16 protein-coding genes and 1 tRNA gene are annotated in these 17808 nt (G+C 70.3%); 9 read left to right on the plus strand and 8 right to left on the minus strand.

Annotated elements, in window-relative coordinates; genetic code table 11:
- The first annotated feature begins 251 nt into the window (after window positions 1-251).
- The 7 genes from AW273_RS19675 (at window position 252) to AW273_RS19705 (ending at window position 6502) form a co-directional block, all read left to right on the plus strand.
- Entirely contained in the window at window positions 252-2003 is a 1752-nt protein-coding gene (locus AW273_RS19675; protein WP_062349858.1) for a serine/threonine-protein kinase, read from the plus strand.
- A gap of 2 nt (window positions 2004-2005) precedes the next feature.
- The gene (locus tag AW273_RS19680) at window positions 2006-3364 is read left to right on the plus strand and encodes a protein kinase family protein (protein ID WP_062349859.1); all 1359 of its coding nucleotides are present in this window, start codon (window positions 2006-2008) and stop codon (window positions 3362-3364) included.
- Between the two features lie 19 nt (window positions 3365-3383).
- On the plus strand, window positions 3384-4475 hold the full coding sequence (locus AW273_RS37955; protein WP_062349861.1) for a DUF2510 domain-containing protein: 1092 nt from the start codon (window positions 3384-3386) through the stop codon (window positions 4473-4475).
- Window positions 4476-4497: 22 nt separating this feature from the next.
- Window positions 4498-5094 (plus strand): oligoribonuclease, encoded by a 597-nt coding sequence (gene orn / locus AW273_RS19690; RefSeq protein WP_062349863.1) that lies wholly within the window; start codon window positions 4498-4500, stop codon window positions 5092-5094.
- 65 nt (window positions 5095-5159) lie between these two features.
- Window positions 5160-5232: transfer RNA gene (locus AW273_RS19695), tRNA-His, on the plus strand.
- Window positions 5233-5674: 442 nt separating this feature from the next.
- Window positions 5675-6142, plus strand: coding sequence for an NUDIX hydrolase (locus tag AW273_RS19700; RefSeq protein WP_063910029.1), 468 nt, complete (start codon window positions 5675-5677; stop codon window positions 6140-6142).
- A 141-nt stretch (window positions 6143-6283) separates the two neighbouring features.
- On the plus strand, window positions 6284-6502 hold the full coding sequence (locus AW273_RS19705) for a response regulator transcription factor (protein ID WP_030455926.1): 219 nt from the start codon (window positions 6284-6286) through the stop codon (window positions 6500-6502).
- Here the strand turns inward: AW273_RS19705 and lat are convergent.
- From lat to AW273_RS19720, 3 genes are all read right to left on the minus strand, one after another.
- A complete protein-coding gene (gene lat, locus AW273_RS19710; RefSeq protein WP_062349866.1) occupies window positions 6479-7741 on the minus strand; it encodes an L-lysine 6-transaminase in 1263 nt (420 codons plus the stop codon). The two genes, AW273_RS19705 and lat, sit on opposite strands and share 24 nt — an antisense overlap.
- Window positions 7742-7783: 42 nt before the next feature.
- Window positions 7784-8347 (minus strand): HdeD family acid-resistance protein, encoded by a 564-nt coding sequence (locus AW273_RS19715; protein ID WP_062349868.1) that lies wholly within the window; start codon window positions 8345-8347, stop codon window positions 7784-7786.
- Window positions 8348-8417: 70 nt separating this feature from the next.
- Window positions 8418-10028: a penicillin-binding transpeptidase domain-containing protein gene (locus AW273_RS19720; protein WP_062349870.1), complete on the minus strand. Its 1611-nt coding sequence runs from the start codon at window positions 10026-10028 to the stop codon at window positions 8418-8420.
- 69 nt (window positions 10029-10097) lie between these two features.
- Between AW273_RS19720 and AW273_RS19725 the strand changes: the two genes are divergently transcribed.
- Window positions 10098-10940 carry a spermidine synthase gene (locus AW273_RS19725; protein ID WP_062349873.1) on the plus strand — a complete coding sequence of 281 codons (843 nt, stop codon included), beginning with the start codon at window positions 10098-10100 and terminating at the stop codon, window positions 10938-10940.
- Window positions 10941-10949: 9 nt separating this feature from the next.
- On the opposite strand, the gene AW273_RS19730 is transcribed toward AW273_RS19725, so the two are convergent.
- Both AW273_RS19730 and AW273_RS19735 read right to left on the minus strand, forming a co-directional pair.
- Window positions 10950-11195, minus strand: coding sequence for a 4a-hydroxytetrahydrobiopterin dehydratase (locus AW273_RS19730; protein ID WP_062349875.1), 246 nt, complete (start codon window positions 11193-11195; stop codon window positions 10950-10952).
- A gap of 13 nt (window positions 11196-11208) precedes the next feature.
- The gene (locus AW273_RS19735; protein ID WP_062349877.1) at window positions 11209-11799 is read right to left on the minus strand and encodes a hypothetical protein; all 591 of its coding nucleotides are present in this window, start codon (window positions 11797-11799) and stop codon (window positions 11209-11211) included.
- A 102-nt stretch (window positions 11800-11901) separates the two neighbouring features.
- On the opposite strand from AW273_RS19735, the gene AW273_RS19740 reads away from it, so the two are divergent.
- A complete protein-coding gene (locus AW273_RS19740) occupies window positions 11902-14475 on the plus strand; it encodes an ATP-binding protein (RefSeq protein WP_062349879.1) in 2574 nt (857 codons plus the stop codon).
- Window position 14476: 1 nt separating this feature from the next.
- Here AW273_RS19740 and AW273_RS19745 read toward each other — a convergent pair whose 3' ends face one another.
- Genes AW273_RS19745 through ngcE form a run of 3 tightly spaced genes read right to left on the minus strand, consistent with a single transcriptional unit; the run spans window position 14477 to window position 17706 of the window.
- A complete protein-coding gene (locus AW273_RS19745) occupies window positions 14477-15316 on the minus strand; it encodes a carbohydrate ABC transporter permease (RefSeq protein WP_062349881.1) in 840 nt (279 codons plus the stop codon).
- Complete coding sequence (locus tag AW273_RS19750) at window positions 15316-16251, minus strand: carbohydrate ABC transporter permease (RefSeq protein WP_062349882.1); 936 nt, start codon at window positions 16249-16251, stop codon at window positions 15316-15318. The genes AW273_RS19745 and AW273_RS19750 overlap by 1 nt, the downstream gene beginning before the upstream one ends.
- Window positions 16252-16254: 3 nt before the next feature.
- Complete coding sequence (ngcE, locus tag AW273_RS19755) at window positions 16255-17706, minus strand: N-acetylglucosamine/diacetylchitobiose ABC transporter substrate-binding protein (RefSeq protein WP_062349884.1); 1452 nt, start codon at window positions 17704-17706, stop codon at window positions 16255-16257.
- Window positions 17707-17808 lie beyond the last annotated feature (102 nt).

Genomic DNA, 17808 nt, shown 5'->3' on the forward strand with positions numbered 1-17808 from the left:
ATGGATCGGCACGTCGCCCAGTATTGCTTCCCAGACGGCCGGTGTCACAATATGCCCTGGTCAATCGGCCGGACTGAGCCGTCGCCGCCCCCCGGACCGGATCACGGCGTCCCCGGCCCACCCACCTGTACCACTAAAGTCACGTTTGACACTGAGTCACTACAATCTCATGACTTTTCCCATCACGAGGTAGACCCGCCGTTAGGCTCTGTGGTCGTCATGGTGGGGGCCCGGGCACAGAAGGAGACCGCATGTACGGCCAGACCGGCGCCTGGCGGGTTCCCGGCTATACGGAGCTACGCGAGCTCGGCACCGGCGCAGCCGGACAGGTCGTGCTGGCCAGGCACGATGCCGATGGAACGCTAGTCGCGATCAAATATCTCTCCCAGGAACTCCGAGCCGACCTCAACTTCGTCGCCCGGTTCCGGCACGAGGCCCGCCTCCTCGCGCTGATGGACCGCAACCCGCACGCCGCCCGCTTCTACGAGTACGTCGAGCAGCCCCACGGCGCCGCGATCGTCATGGAGCTCGTCGACGGCGTCTCGCTGCGCGCGATGATCCGCTCCGAAGGCCCCACGGGACCCGAGGCCGCCCTGGCGGTGCTCAAGGGCTCCCTCATCGGCCTCGCCATCGCCCACGACATGGGCGTGGTGCACCGGGACTTCAAGCCCGAGAACGTCATGGTCGACGGCGACGGCCACAGCAAGCTCGTCGACTTCGGCATCGCCGCCCGCGCGGGCGAGGGCATGCCCGCCTCGGGCACGCCGTCCTACATGGCCCCCGAGCAGTGGGCGGGCGCGCCGGCCGGTCCGACGACCGACGTCTACGCCGCCACCGTGGTGTTCTTCGAGTGCCTCACCGGCCAGCGCCCCTTCCAGGCCAACAACCTGGCCGCGCTGGCCCACCAGCACCAGGCCGCCCCGGTCCCGCTTGAGCAGATCCAGCCCCAGCTCCGCGGCCTCATCGAGCGCGGCATGTCCAAGCACCCGCAGGAGCGCCCCGCCTCGGCCCACGCCTTCCTCCAGGAACTGGAGTCGGTGGCGCTGGAGACGTACGGCCCGCAGTGGGAGGAGCGCGGACGCCGCCGCCTGGCGGCACTGGCCGGTCTGCTGGCCGCCTTCTTCCCGCTGGCCGCGGCCGTGCCCGAGGCCAACACCCAGCTCGCCAACACCCAGCTCGCCGCCGGCGGCGAGGACCTCGGCGGCGACGAGGAGCGCAGGAGCGGCTTCTTCAGCAAGGCGTTCGTGAAGATCGGCCTGACCGTGGTCGGCATGGCGGTGATCGCGGGCGGCACGGCCGTGCTGGTCGGCTCGATCAGCGGCGCGACCCTGTCGGCCGGGACCACCACGCTCACCCCGAGCCCGGTGAACACCTCGACGGCCCCCGACCCGCTGGTCGAGGAGGTCGACGACGGCCTGATCGAAGAGGTCCCGGTCGAGGAGTCCCCCGAGGTCACCGAGTCGCCCGACGCCGACGGAACCCAGCCCCCGGTCACCCAGCCGACGTCGAACACCCAGCCGAAGCCGACGCAGCAGCCGAAGCCGAAGCCGACGAAGAAGCCCACCAAGAAGCCGACCCCCAAGCCGACCAAGAAGCCGGGCGGCGGCGGTGGCGGCCTGGAGGAGCCGGGCGACCCGACGGCCAGCAGCGAGCCGGGCGATGAGACCCCGACCCCGTCGCCCACCCCGACTTCGGCCTCTCCGACCCCCACTCCCACGGTGAGCCAGACACCGACCACCTCGGAGACCCCCACCACACAGCCGTCCACGTCGACCACGCCCAACTCCGGTTCGCCGGGCGGCCCGGCGTCCTCCCCGTCAGAGGAGCCGCCGCCTACCCGTGACACCGACGAGCCGACGCTCAATCCGACCGTCGCGCCGACCACCGGAGAGACGGCCGCCGCCGGATTCTTCGCCCTCGGCCTGATGACGACCGGCCTCGTGCCCGCCACACTTGCCGTGAAGCGATCGATGGCGGGAAGGCACCGGCGGAGGCGTAAGTAGTCATGCATGACGGGGGCACTGTCGCGGGCCATCGGCTGACCGGCAGGACGCGGGTCAGCGAGGTCGGCACCTGGCACGACGCGGAGGGCCCCGGCGGCGAGCCGTCGGGGCTGCTCCGGTTCAACGACCACCTTCTGGCCGCCCCGGGCGCGCGTGAGCGCCTGGTGGCGGCCATTTCCGCTGATCGGCGGCTGGCCCAGTCGGGGCAGTACGGCCTGCTGCCGGTCGCCGACCTGGTGGCGGCCCACGGCGAGGTCTGGCTGATCGTCGGCCGCCGCGCCGTCCCGACCGTGGCCGACCTGCTCACGGGCGGGGGCCAGCTCGGCTGGGGGCCCGACGCGGGCAGCGCCGCCACGATCCTGATCGAGACCGCCCAGACTTTGCTGGGCCTGCACGCCGCGGGCCTGGCCCACGGCGCGGTCCATCCCGGCACGGTCGTCATCGGCGAAGACGGCTCGGCCCTGCTGGCCGAACGCGGGCTGCTGGAGGCGCTGCGCGGCGAGCCCGCCTCCCCGGAACGTGACATCGCCGCCTGGCAGAGCCTGGCCCGCACCCTGTCGACGAGCTGGGCCACCGGCCAGTCGGCGCAACTGCTCGACCACGCCGCGTCGGTGGCCGGCTCCCACGGCCTGGCCTCGGCCCGCGACGTCCTGACGAACGGCCGTGACATGCTCCCGGCCGGGTTCGGCACCCGCGAGTCGCTGGTGCGCACCCTCCACGCCTGGTCGGCGCTGCCGCCCGTGGCCGCCGCGCTGCCGCCCGCGCGGCTGCCGGAGAGCGGTGAGCTGCGGACCCTGCTCGACCCGGCACGTCACCTGGGGGGGCCGCCCCCGGCGGAGTCGGGCGGCATGCGGTTCGGCCCGGGTGTGCCGGCCGACACCTCCGCCGCGCAGATCTGGCGGCAGGGCGCCACCCAGCACGCCGCCCCCTCGGCCCAGAGCCGCCGCAAGCCCCGGCAGAAGCGCCGGGGCGCGTGGCTCAGCTCGCTGGTGGTCTGCCTGCTGATCGCCGGATTCGTCCTCTATATGCGGATGGCCCCGCCCGCCGAGATGTCGGTGACCAAGGTCAGCGTGTCCGCGCCGAAGAAGACCCAGGGGTGCGACGCCAAGACCAAGATCATGGCCGTGGTCACCACCAACGGCGAGAGCGGCACGTTCAAGTACGAGTGGGAGCAGAGCGACGGCCGGGTGACCGAGGGCACCCAGCGGGTCGAATCGGGCACGACTTCGGTAGATCTTCCGCTGATCTGGCAGGTGAGCGGTCCGGGCCGATTCAAGGGCACGGCCACGCTCCGCGTGCTCGACCACACCCCCGAGGGGAAGCCCATCGCCGCGAAGGCGAGCTTCTCGTACAAATGCTGACTTCACTAGGCTGCACGGCATGACGACGACCCCCGCCGGCTGGTATCCGGACCCCTACGGCTCGCCGCGACTGCGGTGGTGGGACGGTTCGCAGTGGACCGACGCCACCCATCCCCTGGAAGGCCAGGACGCCCCGGAGTCTCCGGAGCCCGCCGAACAGGAGACCCTGGCGACCACCCCCGCCGCGCCGGCCGCTGCCACCGCGCAGTTCGCTCCCCCTCCGGCCCCGCCGCAGTGGGCCTCGCCCCAGCCGGCCCCCTCGCAGGCGTGGGGCGCGACGAGCCAGTTGCCGCTGCCCCAGTTCGGGGCGCCGCCGAAGCCGCCCTCGCCGCTGCCGTGGGTGCTCGGCGGCGTCGGCATCGTGCTCGTCATCGCGCTCGTCGTGGGCGGCGCGTTCGTGTTCCTGAACCAGGGCGCCGGCGAGCCCTCGATCGCCCGGCCGCCGGCCACCAACGAGCCGGTGCCGCCGCCCCAGACCGAGCAGGCGCCGCCGCAGGAGCAGGAGCCGATCCCCGACCAGCAGCAGCCCCAGCAGCCCTCGATCACGGCGTTCCCGCAGCCGGAGGACGGCCGCATCAACGACTCGGTCTCGGGCCTGAGCTACAAGTACCTGGGCGAGCCGTGGAAGGTCTCCGACCCGAAGACCATGAACGCCCCCAACGACCCGACCTATCCGCTGTTCACCAGCGGCTACGCCGCCGTCTCCCAGCCGGCGTTCAACGGCCAGGAGGGCGCCGACTGGATGGGCACGGTCGCGGCGGCCCAGCTCCCCCAGATGCTCCCCTACCGGGGCGTCGAAGACCTCGAAGTGGTCACCACGACACTGCTGTCGGCGTACGAGCCGATCTTCTACTCGATCGCGCACGAGCGGCAGATCATCCGCAACGAGGCGATCAAGGTCGGCGACCGCGACGCGTGGATCATCGAGTACAAGATGGACTTCAGCGCCGAGGCCAAGGCCAACGACTACAAGTTCAAGACCGAGACGGGCGCGTTCGTGCTGGTCGACATGGGCGAAGGCAAGCGGCCCTCGTTCTTCTACGTGTCGATCCCCGACAACCTGGAGTCCGAGCAGGTCGGTGATGTCCTGGACTCGCTCCAAACGCACTGAGCGGGAGCACTACGCTAAGGACATGAACGACCTGCTGGTCTGGATCGACTGCGAAATGACCGGGCTCGACCTCGGGCGCGACGCACTGGTGGAGGTCGCCTGTGTCGTCACCGACGGTGAGCTGAACCAGTTGGACCACGGGGTCGACGTCGTCATCAAGCCCCCGCCGGAGGCGCTGGAGCAGATGTCGGAGATCGTGCGCACCATGCACACCGCCTCCGGCCTGCTTGAGGCCCTGGCGGGCGGCGTGACCCTCGCCGAGGCCGAGGCCATCGTCCTGGAATACATCCGGGGCCACCTCCCGGAGCCCAAGAAGGCTCCGCTGTGCGGCAACTCGATCGCCACCGACCGCTCGTTCCTGGCGCGCGACATGCCCGTGGTCGACAACCACCTCCACTACCGGATGATCGACGTCTCCTCGATCAAGGAACTGGCCCGGCGCTGGTATCCGCGCGTCTACTTCGCCTCACCCGAGAAGCAGGGCGGCCACCGCGCCCTCGCCGACATCACCGAGAGCATCCGCGAACTGCGCTACTACCGGGCGACCGTGTTCGTCCCCCAGCCCGGTCCCGACTCGGCGACGGCACGCGACACGGCGGAGGCGGTTAGTAGTTCGTAGTTGTCTCGCGATACCGCTACACTCGTGCTTGTACGCGAGACCGGGTGAGCGGGATCGCGCACATGGTGGGTATAGCTCAGTTGGCAGAGCGCCAGGTTGTGGTCCTGGATGTCGTGGGTTCAAGTCCCATTACTCACCCAGCGCAAGGGCCGGTCCTTCGGGACCGGCCCTTCATCGTTCTGACTGATCACCACCCGAGAGCGCCGGGTCTCGTTCCTCGGTCACAGGTTTCCCTGCTTTGCGGCTCCGCCAGCTGGCCGCACAACCGACTTCGGCCTCTCGACTTTCCAGATCCCCGGTGTGCCGGACTACGGTTCACCTGCCCTCCTGGGCAGGCGGTGACGTTGCCGAAACCATGTCGGAGTCCTATGTCACCTTCACGCTGAGTATCGACGGCGACGATCGGCCGAAGAAGTTCACCCTTACTTGGTGTGTGCCCGTGACCGACGTTGAGATCTACAGATCCGATTTCACACGCACTCACACCCAGGGACGAGCCCCTCATCCGTTACGGCTCTCCCGTCCGACCACATAGTCGACTCCGGCCGCATCGAGTCCCCCGGCTGTCACACTTGGGCGCATGACAATCCCGCCGTTGCGAACAGCCGTCCGCGTCGTCGCGCTCGACGGTGACGGGCGGGTGTTGCTGTTGCGCTACGAAGAAAACGGCGGATTCTGGGCCACCCCGGGCGGTGCCCTCAACGGCACGGAGGACCACCTTACGGCTCTGCGCCGGGAGATGTGCGAGGAACTCGGCACCGACGGCGACGGGGTCCGCGTAGATGGGCCGGTCGCCGAGCGCACCAAGGAGTTCCCATTCCAGGGCGCGATCATCCGCCAGGTCGAGCGTTACTACCTGGCCCGACTCTCCGCGCGCGACGTCGACGTCGCGCGGGCGACACAGCCTGACACTATTCAGGAATATCGGTGGTGGACGGTCGGCGAGTTGCGGGCCACCCGTGAGACCGTCTACCCCGCCGACCTCGGTGATCTCGTCACGGAGATCGTCACCTCTGGTGTGCCCGAGCGGCCCGTCGTGCTGCGGTGACGCACACCGGGTGCGATTTGCCCACGAAGCAACCCCCACAGGGCTTTCACGCGCGTTAAAATCGCTCACAACCGCTACGCCGGACGCGGGGGCCCGCGGCGACTTAACTCTCTGCCAATGGATCTCTGCCACGGAGGCCAGATGCGAGTCGACGACCCCACCGGAACGGCCCTCAGCAAGCGTGAGACCGAGGTCATGGACCTCATCGCCAACGGTCATTCCAACAACCAGATCGCACAACGGCTGTTCCTCAGCGAGAAGACGGTCAAGAACCACGTCAACCGGATCTACGCCAAGCTGGGCGTCGCCTCCCGGGGGACCGCCATCGACCTGTGGTCAGGTCGCGAGCCCTCGCCTTAGGCGGGACAGCCCCACCTCGATCTCCTCCGGGGTGACGTTCAGGGGTGGGCGGAGCCGTACGGTCCCCTCTGAGGCGGGCAGGACCAGCAGCGACTCACGCTCGCGCAACCGGGTGACGACCGCGTCGCGGTCGGGCACGTCGAAGGCGGCGAGCAACCCGCGACCACGCGCGTTGCGGAGCAGGCCCTCGGCCTCCAGTTCGCGCAGGGCGCCGAGCAGCTTGTCGCCGAGCACGCCGGCGTGTTCGATCAGGCCGTCGCGTTCCACGATCCGCAGGACGCGGGTGGCGCGCACGATGTCGGTCAGGCCGCCGCCCCACGTGGAGTTGATCCGGCCGCTGACGCGGAACACGTTGTCGGGCACCAGGTCGACCCTGCGCCCGGCCATCACCCCGCCGACCTGCATCTTCTTCGCGAACGCCACCACATCGGGCTGGAGGCCCAGCGCCCGGTACGCCCACGCCGACCCCGTCACGCCCACCCCGGTCTGCACCTCGTCGAGCACGAACAGGGCCTCGTGGCGGTGGCACAGGTCCTGCATGGCGCGCAGGAACTCCGGGCGCAGGTGGTTGTCGCCCGCCTCGCACTGGATGGGTTCGGCGATGAAGCAGGCGATGTCGTGGGGGTACTTGCGGAACGCCTCCTCGGCCTGGCCGAGCGCGTGGCGCTCCGCCGCCTCGACGTCGCCCAGGTGGATCGCGGGGCTGTCGATGCGGGGCCAGCCGAACTTGGGGAACCGGTCGGTCTTGACCGGTTCGGTGTTGGTGAGCGAGAGGGTGTAGCCGCCCCGGCCGTGGAAGGCGCGGCTCAGGTGGAGCACCTGGGTGCCCAGGCCGGGGTGGCGGCCGTTGGCCTCGTTCCAGCGGCTCTTCCAGTCGAAGGCGACCTTCAGCGCGTTCTCGACGGCCGCCGAGCCGCCTTCCACGAGGAACAGGTGGGGCAGTTCGGGGTCGCCGAGGACGCGGGTGAAGGTGTCGGTGAAGTCGGCCAGCTCCTCGGTGTAGAGGTCGGAGTTGGCCGGCTTGTTGGCGGCCAGCCGCCCGAGGCGGGCGAGGAAGGCCGGGTCGTCGTCGAAGGGGTTGAAACCCAGGGGCGACGACGCGTACGAGGTGAAGAAGTCGAGGTGTCTCCGGCCGTCGCGGGCGTCGACGAGCCAGGAACCCGAGCTGCGCGCCAGATCGAGGACGACCGGGAGGCCGTCGACGAGCAGGTGCCGGGAGAGCCGCTCGTGAACCGTCATGATGAAGATATTCCCGACCTATGCCGCCATACGCGGAAAATCTTACGCAGGCATGTTCTTCACCCGGAAGGCCAGGTAGAAGAGCGACAGCCCGAGAAGGATCGCCAGGGTGCCGATCAGCCAGGCCAGCGTCAGGGCGCCGGCGGCCGGCCAGATGACCAGGACGACGCCGAAGACCACCGACAGGACTCCGGCCAGCATCAGGCTCCAGTCTCCGTCGATCCGCCTGCGGGCGTTCACGGCGGCGACGATCTCCAGCAGGCCGGTGACGACGAACCAGGCGCCGATCAGCCACAGCAGCACGATCGCCGTGATCGCGGGCCAGGTGGCCACGACGATGCCGACGACGACCCCGACGGCGCCGGAGAAGATCATCCAGCCTCGGGAGCCCTTGTTGGCCTCGCGGAACGCGCCCGCGATGGTGAACAGGCCGTTGACGATGGCGTAGGCGGCGAAGACGTAGACGAGGGCGAGCAGGGTGATGCCCGGCCACGCCAGGGCGATGACGCCGAAGATCACCGCCAGCAGGCCCCGGACCGCCAGCACCCACCAGGTGTCACGGCTGACCGGGCGGAGGCCCGCGTTCAGGTCGGCGTTCAGATGCATGTGACCTCACCTCCATCAGGAGGTATGTGTCCAGAAATATCCCGCTTTCAGCCCATAAGTGGGCCAAGTATTAGAGGGCGTTCAGGAACCGGGCCGCGATCGGGATCGCCACGTCACGGCCGGTGCCGCCGTTCTTGACGAACACCGCGAACGCCAGGTCGTCGTGGAAGCCGACGAACCAGGCGTGGTCGTCCTGGCCGGCCTCCTCGGCGGTGCCGGTCTTGCCGCTCACCCCGGCGGGCAGGCCGGTGCCCTCCGCGGTGCCCTCCGACACCACCGACGACATCATGGCGCGCAGCCCTTCGGCCACCCCGGGCGCGAGCGGCGCCTCGGCCGGCTGGCCGGTCGCGTCGGCGAGCAGTCTCGGCCCCCGCCAGACCCCGCTCTGCACGGCCGCCGCCACGCTCGCCATGCACAGCGGCGTGGCCACCACGGTGCCCTGGCCGAACGACGCCTCGGCCAGCGCGTCGTGGTTGTGCGGCTCGGTCAGCGACCCGCAGGAGCCGCCCGCGCCGGTCGACAGGGTGGCGCCGAACCCGAAGGCCGCCGCCTGGGCGGTCAGCGTCGCCGCCGGGACCCGTTCGACCGCGAGCTGGGCGAAGGTGGTGTTGCACGACTCGGCGAAGGCCTGCCGGAAGGCCAGCGTGCCGAAGTCGTGGGCCTGGTAGTTGCTGATCACGCGTCCGAACGGGATCTGGTAGGTGGCCGGGCAGCTCACCTGCTGGTCGGGGGTGACCCCGGCGGCCAGCAGCGCCGCCGCGGTGACGATCTTGAAGGTCGAGCCGGGCGGGAAGGCCGAGGAGAAGGCGCCCTTGCCGCCGAGCCGGTCGGCCACCGCGAGCACCTCGCCCGTCGAGGGCCGGATCGCGACGATCGCCGCGGGCTTGCCCACCGGGTCGAGGGCGCGGGCGGCGGCCATCTGGACGTACTTGTCGATCGTCGTGGTGAAGACCGGGCCCTCGGTGAGGGGTTGCTCGTGGCGGTAGACCTCCTCGACCTCGTCGTCGAAGGGCTTGTCGATCACCACGCGCCAGCCGCCGGTCGAGGGGTTGGGCGGGGCCTGCGCGGCCAGGTCGCCGACGTAGGAGTCGGCGTAGCTGTTGGGCGGCAGCGCCTCGCCCTCGCGGGTGGCCAGGCGGTAGGGGGCGCCCGGCAGGTCGCGGCGTTCGATGGTGTCGCCGTGCTCCAGGTCGGGGTGGATGGTCTCGGGCGTCCAGTCGACCATCCACTCGCGCTTGACCACGGTGAGGCGGACCGTCGAGGTCAGCCTCATTGGGGGGCCGTCGGCCATCGTCCACTCCCCCGTGAACGACAGGTCGGCGGTGACGTCGTCGATCTCGTCCACGGACAGGGGGACGAAGGCCCGGCTCACCGCCTGCAGCGCGGTGTCGGCGGCCTGGTGGAGCGAGGTGAAATCCTCCGGGGGGTCGTGGACGAGCGCGCGCATCGCCGCCAGGTCGCCCTTCTCCCACTCCTTCAGGTAGGCGGTCCCGGCGTCCCAGGGGGTGTTGCGGTTGGGGTTCTCCGGCTCGACCAGTTCGTCGGGCACGCCCTCGGGCCTCGCGGTGGTCACCGGGTCGGGGGGCGGCACACTCCGGCCGCTCACGATGAGTCCGGACACCCCGGCGACGAACATGGTGACGACCGCCGCGACGAGAACGAGCAGGGGCCGCCTGCGCATTAGGTTCTCCTGGGGGTCGGAGTGCACTCCTGGATATACCACGCGAAGACGACAGGCAGAGAGATTGTGATGGCGAAGTCCACGAACCCGGTACCGGGCCGCTACCTCGTCGTGTTCGGGGAGGTCGAACTGCTGCGCGACCTCGACAACCCGGCCGGGTGGATGCTGCTGATGGACGGGGTCCCTCAGTCGTACGTCGACCTGGCCGACCCGACCCATCTCGATTTCGAGTACGTCCAGCTCATGGGCATCGCGGTCGACTGCCTGCCGGAGGGTCCGCTCGACGTGACCCACGTGGGCGGGGGCGGGTTCACGCTGCCCCGCTATGTGGCGGCGACGCGTCCGGGCTCCCGCCAGATCGTCATCGAACCCGACCACGCGCTCGTGCAACTCGTCAGAGACCAGCTCGCACTGAAGACGGTGCCCCGGCTCAAGGTGAAGACGACCGGCGGGCGGGAGGGCGTCGCGACCCTGGAGGACGCCTCGGCCGACCTCGTCATCCTCGACGCCTTCTCGGGCGCGATCATGCCGATCGAGCTGGCCACGGCCGAGTACATGGGCGACCTGGCCCGCGTCCTGAGACCGCACGGCACGCTGCTGGTCAACGTGGCCGACGGCAAGGGGCTGCGGTTCGCGCGGCGGCTGCTGTCGACCGTGCGCGGGGTGTTCCGGCACGTCACCCTGCTGGCCGAACCGGGTGTGCTGCGCGGACGCCGGTTCGGCAACCTGATCGTGGTCGCCTCCGACCGGGACCTGCCGCTCGACCGGCTCGTGCGGTCGGCCGCGGGCGGGCTCACGCGGGCGCGCTGCGTGGCGGGCGAGGATCTGGTGAGGTTCGTCGCGGGGGCCAAGCCCATCCACGACGGAGACCCGGTGGCGGCACCCGTGCCGCCACCCGCGGTCTTCGGTTGACGATCCCGCTCAGGCCCCGTGGGAGCGGGCGATCTCGTCGATGCGCTCGGCCAGCCGGTAGTCGAGGTCGGTCAGGCCGCCCGCGTCATGGGTGGTGAGCACGAAGTGGAGCGTGCGCCAGCGGATGTCGATGTCGGGATGGTGGTTCATCTTCTCGGCCTCCTCCGCCACCCGGTCGACGATCAGGATCGCGGTCGGGAAGTCGGGGGCCTCGATGGAGCGCCGGAGCGTCTCGCCGTCTTTGGTCCATGCCATACACCTCACCGTCTCACAGGCGCGGCCAGCCGCCGCTCGTGGTCGGCGCGGCCTTGGCGCGGGCGCGGCGGGCCATCGACATGATGCCGCGCACCATGTGGGTGGCGTGGGTCTGCTGCCGGGTGGCGATCGACTTGGCCAGGATCGGCTCCAGGTCGGCCATCAGGCGCGGGAGCTGGGTGACGCTCCAGTCGTGCCAGCGGGAGAGCTGGGTGCCGCCGCTGTCGCCGTCCTCCTGCCGGTAGGCGACCATGACCGGGCAGTGGTCGTTGGCGTAGGCCAGCCACGACTCGATGGCCGAGTTGAACCTCTCCACCCGCGAGTGGGCGGCGTAGAACCAGCCGTCGTCGCCCAGGTAGTCGTCGTCGCCGGGTTTGGCGGGATAGGCGCGGGCCAGCGCGCCGTGCAGGAACAGTCCCGAGGCGACCATGAGCTGGCGGCCGTCGGCCCAGTCGATGGTGTCCTGGAGCGGTCCAGGGCAGCTCGACTCGATCGCCGAACGCTGATAACTCGAGGGTTCGCGCTCGAACCGCACGTGGACCTCGGCCCACATGTAGTACTTCGCCTCTCCCGCCCCGAAGAAGGGGAAGGGGAACTCGTTCATCAACACAGACTCCTGGAGGGGGGCTGCCGGATGGCGGAGTCTAACCGTGACATCCGGTCAACCTCCTAGCATCCGTAGGATTGCGGGGTTTTACTGTCTTTCGTGTTCGTGGGACGTGAAGCGGAATCGGCCGCGCTGGCCGGAGCCCTGGAGTCGGGTGGTCTCGCCGAGGTGACCGGGGAGCCCGGCATCGGCAAGACCCGCCTGCTGACCGAGTTCGCCCGGGAGGCGGGCGGCCGGGAGATCAAGGTGCTCCGGGGGGTGGCCACCGAGTTCGAGCGCGACCTTCCCCACCGGGTCTTCGAAGACGCCCTCGGCCCGCTCGGGGGCGGCGACCGGCTGGCGCTGGCCCGGACCGTCCGCGAGCACCTCGCGGAGCTCGGCCGGGTGGCGCTGATCCTCGACGACCTCCACTGGGCCGACCCGGCCTCGTGCGAGCTGCTGGCCTACCTGATCAGGCGGCCGGCCGAGGAGCTGCTCGTCGTCTGCGCCTACCGCGACCGCCAGGCCGGCCACCGGCTGCTCGGCGCGCTGGCCGAGGCCGGACCGGCCGCCGTCCCGCACGTCCGGGTCAGGGTCGGGCCGCTGTCGCTCGGCGAGGCGCGCGAGCTACTCGGCGACCGGCCCGAACTGCGCGACCTCCACGACGAGAGCGGCGGCAACCCGCTCTACCTGAAGGGCCTGGCGGGCGGGGCCGCCGGGTCGACGCTGACCGGGCTGCTGTCCGGGGAGCTCGCCCGCCTGTCCGACATGGAGTTACGGGCCGCCCAGGCCGGGGCGGTGCTCGGCGACGCCTTCACCCCCGACGACGTGGCGATGCTCGGGCCGGTCCCGGCGGTGCTCGGCGAGCTCGCCGCCCGCGACCTCATCCGCGACACCGGCGACGGCCGCTTCCGGTTCCGCCATCCGCTGCTCCGGCAGCTCGTGTACGAGGGCGCCGACCCGGCGTGGCGCATGCTGGCCCACCGGCTGGCGGCGCGGGAGCTGTCGGCGCTGGGGGCGCCGGTCAGGGAGGTGGCCCATCACGTCGCGCGGACCGCCAGCAGGCACGAACCCGGCGACCTGCCGACGCTGATGGCGGCGGCCCGCGAGGCCGTGAACATCGCCCCCGCCGCGGCGGTCGAGTGGCTGAAGGCGGCGCAGCCGCTGGTCGGCGACCTGACCGACCCCGTCTCCGTCCAGTTGCACGTGCTGCTGGCCCAGGCGCTCATCTACGACGGCCGCCTGGAGGACGCCCGCGCGGCCCTCCACGAGCTGCTCCCGCACCTGCCGGTCGGCCACCGCAGCGAGCTCGTCGCCGCCTGCGCCGTGGTCGAACGCCTGCTCGGCCGGTACGCCGAAGCCGCCTCCCTGCTCACCAACGAGGCCGCCAAGGGCGGCAGGGGCGCGTGGCTGCACCGCGAGCTGGCCACCCTGCGGCTGCACCTGGGCGACGTGCCGGCCGCGACGGCCGACATCGCGGCGGCCGTCGACGCCGCCGAGAACCCCGAGGAGGAGTCGGCCGGCCGTTCGCTGCTCGCCTTCGCCGCCGCCTACGAGGGCGACCCCGGCCCGGCCGCCGAGGCCGTCGACGCCGCCGCGCACGCCGCCGACGCGCTGAGCGACGCCGCCGCCACCCGGGAGCTGACCGCGCTGACCCGGCTGGTCTGGGCCGAGTCGTTCGTGGAACGGCAGGCCGACGCCGAACGCCACGCCCGCCGGGCGCTGACGCTGGCCCGGTCCCTGTCGCGCAGCGCCCTGCTGGCCGACGTGCTGATGGCGCTCACCCAGCTCTGCGGCCGGACCGGCCACCTGGCCGAGGCGATCAGGTTCGGCGAGGAGGCCGAGGACGTCGCCTGCCAGTCGGGCAGCCCGATCCTGCTGGCGCTGGTGCGGGCGATCCTGGCCGAGTCGGTCGCCTACACCGACGTGGAGCGGGCGGTCAGCCTCGCGACGTGGGCGGCCGGCTCGGTGGCCGGGGTCGACGGCTGGTGGTCGGCCAGCACGGTCTGCCTGTCGGCGCAGGTGCTGCTGTCCGCCGGCGAGCCCGACCGGGCCCGCTGGATGTTGCTCGGCATCGGCGGCGGCGTCGGCATGCCGCAGTGCCAGCCGGGCTACCGGCCGATGTGGCTGGAGACCCTCACCCAGGCGCTGCTCGGCTGCGACGAGGTGGCCTGGGCCAGCGCCGCCGCCAATGCGGCGCTGGCCGCCGCCGGGGCGCTCGCGCTCCCGGCCCAGCACGCGTTCGCAGCACGCGCGCTGGCGTGTGTGCGGGCCGCCGAGGGCGACCTCGCGGGGGCGGCGGAGTTCGCGGCGCGGTCGGTGGACCTGTTCGGCGCCGCCGGGTTCCGGCCCCAGGCGGCCCGTACGCTGATCATGACCGCCCCCTTCCGCGACGACGGCCACAAGGCGCTCGCGATGGCCAGGGCGCTCGCCGCCGAGGTCGGCGCCGGAGTGCTGGCCGAGGAGGCCGAACGCGAGCAGCGCCGCCTGGCCGCGCGCGGCCCTCGTAGGGGCGACCTGCTGACCAAGCGGGAGCGGCAGATCGCCGAGCTGGCCAAGACCGGCCTGACCAGCAAGGAGATCGCCGCCCGCCTGATGCTGAGCAGTCGTACGGTCGACGACCACCTCGCGCACGTCTACCGCAAGCTCGGGGTCTCCTCGCGTACGGCGCTCGCCAACGTGCTCGGCGTGTGAGTCACTTGCCGACTCCAGCCGTCAGCCCGGTCTGGATCTGGCGCTGGAAGATGACGTACACGATCAGGATCGGGATGATCGCCATCGACAGGGCGGCGAACAGGCCGGCCCAGTCGGCCTCGTAGCCGGCGCTGGTCGAGATGTTGGCGATGCCCTGGGTGATCAGCCACTTGTCCTGCTTGTCGCCCGGGAGCAGCGCGATCGGCAGCAGGTACTGGTTCCACTGGCCGATCACGTTGAAGATCGTGATGCTGATCAGGCCGGGTTTGGCCATCGGCAACATGATCTGGAAGAACGTGCGGGCGTGCCCGCAGCCGTCCATCATCGCCGCCTCGGCGACCGTCGTCGGCAGCGTCTTGAAGAACGCCGTCAGGAAGAACACCGTGAACGGCATCGAGTAGGCGACGTAGACCAGCACGACACCGGTGTGGGTGCCGAGCAGGCCGACGTTGTCGACCACCTTGTAGAGGGCCGACAACGCGAGGAAGGGCGGGATCGACAGACCGGCCACGAACAGGGTGTAGACGAGGCGGTTGCCGCGGAAGTCGTACCGGGACAACACGTAGGCCGCCATCGAGCCGAGCAGCATCGTGAAGAACGTGGAGAACGCCACCACGATGACGGTGTTGACCAGGTATTCGCCGATGCGCGAGGTCTCCCACGCGCGGCCCCACGCCCCCCAGCCCCACTGCCTCGGCAACGCGAGCGGGCTGTCGCCGAAGATCTCGGTGTTGGTCTTGAACGAGTTGAGGAACGTGTAGACGATCGGCGTCACCGTGAGGATCGTCCAGAGCACGAGCATGAGGTGGGAGACGCCGCCGAACAGACGCGCGGACTTCATCAGTACTCGATCCTCTCGCGCCGGGTGACCCGCATGGTGAGGGCCGCGAACGTCAGCACCAGGAAGACCAGCGCGACGCCCATCGCGGACGCGTAGCCGAACCGGTAGTAGGTGAAGGTCTGCCGGAAGATCTCCAGCGGCAACACGGTCGTGGCGTTGTCGGGCCCGCCGCGGTCGATCGAGAGCACCTGCACCAGCGCGAAGGCGTCGAAGGCCGCGATGCCCAGATAGACCCAGCCGACCTGGACGGTGTTCCACACCAGCGGCAGCGTGATCTTGAAGAACAGCGTGAACCGGTTGGCGCCGTCGAGGGCGGCCGCCTCGAAGATCTCCTTCGGCACCCCGGCCATGCCGGCGCTGAACAGCACGACGTAGAAGCCGACGCCCTGCCAGACCATCACGCCGATGATCGTCCAGAGCGCGAGGTCGGGCTTGATCAGCCAGCCGACGGGATCGACCCCGAACCAGCCCAGGACGCTGTTGAGGATGCCCGACTTCTGGGGGTTCAGCACCGCCTGGAACAACACGCCGACGATGACGACGGCGAGCACCTGCGGGAAGAAGAAGACGACCTTGTAGAAGGACGACCCCCACACACCGGCGAGCTGCCCGTTCCTCTGCCCGCCCCCGAGGTTGAGCAGGAACGAGAAGAACAACGCGATCACGATCGTGACCAGCGGCATGACCAGCAGGATCAGCCCGTGGTGCCGGACCGCGGCCCAGAACACCTCGTCGCCGAACAGCCGGGTGAAGTTCTCGAACCCGACGTACTGGAAGTCGGGTGAGATTCCGCGTGAGTTCGTCAGCGCGAGCTGGAGGGCCTGCAGGTTGGGACTCACGAAGAAGACGATGTAGATCGCCAGCGGCGCGGCCAGGAAGGAGACGATGAAGCCCCACTTCCTGACCGCGCCCGGCGTCAGCCGGCCACGCCGCATGGGTCACACGTTCCGGGTCTGCTTGACGATCGAGGAGTCCGCCTTGGTCTTGTCCGCCGCCTCCTGCATCTTGGTGGCGAACTCTTCGGCGCTGATGCGGCCGAACATCAGGGCGTTGGTCTGCTTGCGCAGCTCGGTCTCCAGCTCCTTGTACCAGCCCTCGAAGGAGGAGAAGGTGACCACATTGGTCCCGGCGGCGGTCTGCGCGGCGGCGACCGAGGTCAGGCCGGGCGACAGGGTCAGGCCCTCGGTGGCGCCGATGACGACGGTCAGCGACTTGGTCTTCTCGGTGAAGTCGCGGGCGCCCTGCTTGGAGAGCATCTGGCGCAGGTACTCAAGACCGCCGGCGGCGTTCTTGGCCTTCGACGGCACGATGAAGCCCTCGGCGGCGGCGGCGCGGATCGCCTCGTAGGGCATCTGGTCGGCGGCGGTGACCGAGGGGGTCGGCACCATCGCGTACTCGAAGCCCTCGGGGGTGTCCTTGGCCTGCTCGGCCTCCAGCCAGGAGCCCGAGGGGTAGAACGCGATCTTGCCCTGGTTCTGCTGGGTCTGCACCTCGGTGTGGATGAGGCCCTCGTACGCCGGGTCCATGAACTTGCCGATCTCGGCCCACGCGGCGGCGGCCTGCTTGACGGCGTCGTTGTTCCAGGCGTTGTCGGCCAGGTTGTCGATGTCGAGGAGGATCTTGTTGCCGCCGATCTTGGCGGCCGAGATCAGGATCATCCAGTAGGCGTAGTAGGACGCGTTCTTGCCGGCGTAGCCGAAGGGCACGATGTTCTTGGCCTTGGCGGCCTCGGCGAAGGTCTTGAACTCGTCGAAGGTCTTCGGCGGGGTCCAGCCCTCCTTCTCGAAGAGCTTGGCGTCGTACCAGAGGCCGTAGGCGGTGTAGACGTAGTTCAGCGTGTACGGCTTGGCGGGGTCGCCGCCCAGGCCCGACTCGATCGTGCCGGGCACGATGACGTCCTTGACCTTCTTCGACGGGTCGTCGACGCTCGGGGCCTCGAACAGCGGGGTGAGGTCGAGGAGCTGCCCGGCGTTGATCAGGGCGCCGCCGTCGAGGTTGTCGGTGCCGGAGTTGTTGACCACGTCGGGCACGTCGCCGCCGGCGAAGCGCGGGGTGAGGGTCTGCCCGATCGTCTGGATGCCCTGGTGCTTGATCGTCGCGCCCGGGAACGCCTTCTTGTAGAGGGGCTCGTGCGACTGGGTCGCGTACTCGTCGCTGTAGCCGCCCTTGAAGATGACGACTTCGAGCGGGGCGTCGGCCTTGACGTTGAAGGGGTTGTTCGCCGATGCGCTCGCGCCGCCCGCCGAGGGGGCCGCGGCCGAGGGGGCGGCCTCCTGGGAGCCACCGCCACCGGTGGCACAGGCGCTCAGAAAAGGACCGGCGACGAGGGCGGTCAGTCCGACGCGGGCCAGCAGCTGACGGCGCGTGATGTCACGGGGCGTGATGGTCATCCAACTCTCCTGATACCGGGGGGATCAATTAGGAAAGTTTCCTAAACGTTCGTGAACGTACGAGCGAGGCCCAAGCATCGTCAAGGTGTCGGGGTCGGTCTA

Origin of the sequence: Herbidospora yilanensis, from assembly GCF_001570565.1 — a bacterium.
Taxonomy (GTDB): domain Bacteria; phylum Actinomycetota; class Actinomycetes; order Streptosporangiales; family Streptosporangiaceae; genus Herbidospora; species Herbidospora yilanensis.